This is a genomic window from Tateyamaria pelophila (assembly GCF_019966495.1).
Classification (GTDB): domain Bacteria; phylum Pseudomonadota; class Alphaproteobacteria; order Rhodobacterales; family Rhodobacteraceae; genus Tateyamaria; species Tateyamaria pelophila.
This window is the reverse complement of record NZ_JAIMIA010000235.1, coordinates 1-3540: the sequence shown is the minus strand read 5'-3', so window position 1 is coordinate 3540 and position 3540 is coordinate 1. Positions and strand designations below refer to the sequence as shown.

Sequence of the window (3540 nt, the reverse complement as noted above, 5' to 3'; positions counted from 1 at the left end):
GGGCAATGTGTTCACATGGGTCAGTTCTCAGTGAAAATCTGGGGGGCTACCGGGTCACTTCTCAGCGAAAATCAACACACCCGACCGATGCAGACCGTCAAATCGTTCGATTCAGCTTCGGTTACTCTTTCAGGGATCGACGTCGCGCATATGATCCGGAAAGGCCAATTCTACCGGTCAGAGCGGTCTGGCTTTGCGCCGTTCGCAGCACTTGCCCGATAGTGTGTCCAGCAGAAGAGCTACAATCGGCTCTGCGGAAACTTTGCGATACGACCTCATTGCGCAAGACGCTTTGCGCAAACCGGGGGCAATGCTGTCGGCACTCAGGGGGGCGGAGGTGGGTGCGCAGATTGGACGGCAAGACCGCAGGTTGCAGGATCTGGGCTGAACGCACAGGCCATCTGAAACGCACCGATTGGCCCGCAACGTCTATCCGGCTGTGCCCGGATCACCCCTTGGAAAAAGCAGCAGGTCAATCCGGGCGGTTGCGTACGCGATCGTTTGACGGTGGTCCTATGACCCAAAGGCACGCGCCATGACGGCCCCGAGGCGGCGCGCGAATTCGGGCGCGTCGGTTGGTGTTTCGCCTTCGACGATGCGGGCCTGATCCAGCAGCAGGTGGGCGGCATCATTCAACAGGTCATCGCTGCCCGCTGCCTCCTGGCTGGCGCGCTCTGCCAGTCTGGTAATGATCGCGTGGTTCGGGTTCAGTTCCAGAACGCGCGGGGCGCTGTGCTGCAATTGCCCGTGACGCTTCAGCAACCGCTCAAGATTGACATCCATGTCGCCATCATCGGCAATCAGGCAGACCGGGCTGTCGGTCAGGCGTTTGGACGGGCGCACGTCCTTGACCGTCGCGCCCAGTTCCAGCTTGATCGCGGCGATGAGGGCGGAGAGGTCGGCCTCTGGATTGGCGTCATCGTCGTCAGCGCCTTTGTCTTCGGCCTTGATCGCGTCCAGATCGGCGGCCCCACGGGTGATGGATTTGAACGGCTTGCCGTCAAATTCGGTGATGTGCTGCAACCAGAATTCATCCACGTGGTCGGACAACAGCAGGACCTCGACCCCCTTGGCCTTGAACCCTTCGAGATGGGGGGACTGGACCAGTTTGGCCGCGTCATCGCCCGCGATGTAAAAGATCGCGTCTTGCCCCTCTTTCATCCGCGACACGTAGTCGGGCAGGCTGGTCAGGTCGCCCTCGGCAGTGGAGGCAAAGCGGCAAATTTCCAGAATGCGGTCGCGCAAGGTCGCGTCCTCGACCAGACCTTCCTTGAGCACGGCCCCGAAATTGCCCCAGAAAGTGGCATATTCCTCTGGTGCCTTGCTGGCTTTTTTCTTCAGCTCAGACAGCACCTTTTTGGTGATCGAGGTCTTGATCTTGGCAAGCTTGGGGTCGGTTTGCAGCATTTCGCGCGACACGTTGAGCGACAGGTCCTGGCTGTCCACGACGCCGCGCAGAAAGCGCAGATAGGCGGGGATCAGGTCTTTGGTCGTTTTAGAGATGAAGACGCGGTTGACGTAGAGTTTCACATGGCTCTTGCGCTCAGGCTCGAACAGATCAAAGGGCAGTGTGTTGGGCACAAACAGCAGGCTGGTGTGGTTGAGCGTGCCTTCCACCCGGTTGTGCATCACGTGCCAGGGGGCGTCGAACGCGTGGGAGGTGTGGCGATAGAACTCTGTGTACTGCTCTTCGGAAATGTCCTTGGCGGGACGGGTCCAGAGGGCGTCTGCCGCGTTCAGGGTGTCGTCGCCCAGTTTGACGGGGAAGCTGATATGCTCGGAATAGGTCTTGATGATATGCCGGACCCGCGCGTCATCTGCGAACTCCTTGGCGTCTTTCTTGAGGTGCAGGGTGACCGTCGTGCCGGGGGTTTCCCGTTCGGCGGGCGCAATCGAAAATCGGCCCTTGCCGTCGGACGACCAGAGCCAGGCTTCGTCCTCGCCCGCCTTGCGCGTCAGCACATCCACCTGCGAGGCCACCATGAAAGCAGAATAAAAGCCTACGCCGAATTGGCCGATCAGGCCGGGTTTATCTTTGTCTTCGGCTTTCAGGGCTTCGATGAAGGCGCTGGTGCCGGATTTGGCGATGGTGCCCAGTGTGGCCAGAAGATCCGCATGGTTCATGCCGATGCCGTTGTCCGAGATGGACAGCGTCTTGGTTTTGCCGTCGACCTCAAGCGTGATTTCAAAATCCTCGGATGGGGCCAGCGCCGCGTCTGTCAGACCGGCATAGCGCCGTTTGTCACAGGCGTCGGATGCGTTGGACACCAGTTCGCGCAGGAACACCTCGCGGTTGGAATAGAGCGAACCGGCGACGATCTCCAGAAGCTGTCCAACCTCGGTCTGGAAGGAAAAGGTTTCTTTTTCAAGGGTCTCGGTCATGGCTTCTTACTCCGAATTTCTATGGCTGCGTCAATTTATGGATTTGCGCACAAGTTTCAACTATCCCCAAGGGCCACGGTTTGTGGGTCCGGCGGGGGCGCGCTGAGGCCGTGTGCCGCCGAGCGCGCGCAGCTTGGCAATCCGCTTGTCAATCGGGGGATGGGTGGCAAAGAGGCTGTCCACGGCGTGCATGTGCAGCGGGTTGACGATGAACATATGCGCCGTGGCCGGATTGCGTTCGGCGGCGATATTGTCGATCCGGCCTGAGAGCCGACCCAAGCCCGCAAGCGCAGAGGCCAGCCATTCCGGGTTGCCACAGATCGCGGCCCCTTCGGCGTCCGCCTCGTATTCGCGGACGCGGCTGATCGCCATCTGCACCATGCCAGCGGCCAGTGGCGCAAGGATCATCATTGCGATTGTCCCAACAAGGCCCATTGGCCGGTCCCGCCCGCCGCCAAAGAACATCGCAAAATTGGCAAGCATCGAAACGGCCCCCGCGAGCGTCGCCGTGATCGTCATGGTCAGCGTATCGCGGTTCTTGATATGCGCCAGTTCGTGGGCAACGACGCCTGCCACTTCTTCGTGGCTCATGTTCTGCATCAGGCCGCGCGTCACCGCGACGGCGGCATTTTGCGGGTTGCGCCCCGTGGCAAAGGCGTTGGGCTGCTCGGTCTCGATGATATAAAGCGCAGGCATCGGCAGGCCCGCGCGGTGGGCCATATCCTCGGTCATCTTCCAGAGTTCGGGGGCCGCGCGCGCATCAACGGGCCGTGCACCATGCATGCGCAGGACGGCCTTGTCCGAGTTCCAGTAGGAAAAGAAGTTCATCGCAAAGGCGATCACCAGAGCAATGATCAACCCTGTCTCGCCGCCCAGCAGAAGCCCGATAAAACCCACGAACGCCGTCATCGCGGCCATAAGCACAAATGTACGCACCATCCGATTTGACCTCCATCGCCGGATGCCGGGGATATAAGTAGAGCGTTTGGGAACGGCAATGGCTTGGCCGCATTCTCGGCCGTATCTGCAACCCCAAGGCCAAGGGTAGTGTCGCAACGTTCCCGCCGCGCCGAAGGTGGCCTTGCCATGTGTGGACGGTTCCTGTTTAGCAAGGTTTTTTTGACGTCGTGATCATCGCGGGTTGCGGTCATGTGTCCG

At 60.2% G+C, this 3540-nt stretch carries 2 protein-coding genes and 1 pseudogene; 1 reads left to right on the top strand and 2 read right to left on the bottom strand.

Annotated elements, in window-relative coordinates:
• Positions 1-222 (top strand): annotated as a pseudogene (locus tag LC354_RS26975) (hypothetical protein); the annotation flags it as partial.
• 291 nt (positions 223-513) lie between these two features.
• On the opposite strand, the gene htpG reads toward LC354_RS26975, so the two are convergent.
• Together htpG and htpX are read right to left on the bottom strand one after the other, a co-directional pair.
• Positions 514-2382 carry a molecular chaperone HtpG gene (gene htpG, locus LC354_RS26970; RefSeq protein ID WP_223429026.1) on the bottom strand — a complete coding sequence of 623 codons (1869 nt, stop codon included), beginning with the start codon at positions 2380-2382 and terminating at the stop codon, positions 514-516.
• A gap of 60 nt (positions 2383-2442) precedes the next feature.
• Positions 2443-3321: a zinc metalloprotease HtpX gene (gene htpX / locus LC354_RS26965; protein ID WP_223429025.1), complete on the bottom strand. Its 879-nt coding sequence runs from the start codon at positions 3319-3321 to the stop codon at positions 2443-2445.
• Positions 3322-3540 lie beyond the last annotated feature (219 nt).

Coding starts and splice junctions, on each gene's coding strand:
- htpG (WP_223429026.1), bottom strand. CDS start 2,382: ATGACCGAGACCCTTGAAAAAGAAACCTTTTCCTTCCAGACCGAGGTT.
- htpX (WP_223429025.1), bottom strand. CDS start 3,321: ATGGTGCGTACATTTGTGCTTATGGCCGCGATGACGGCGTTCGTGGGT.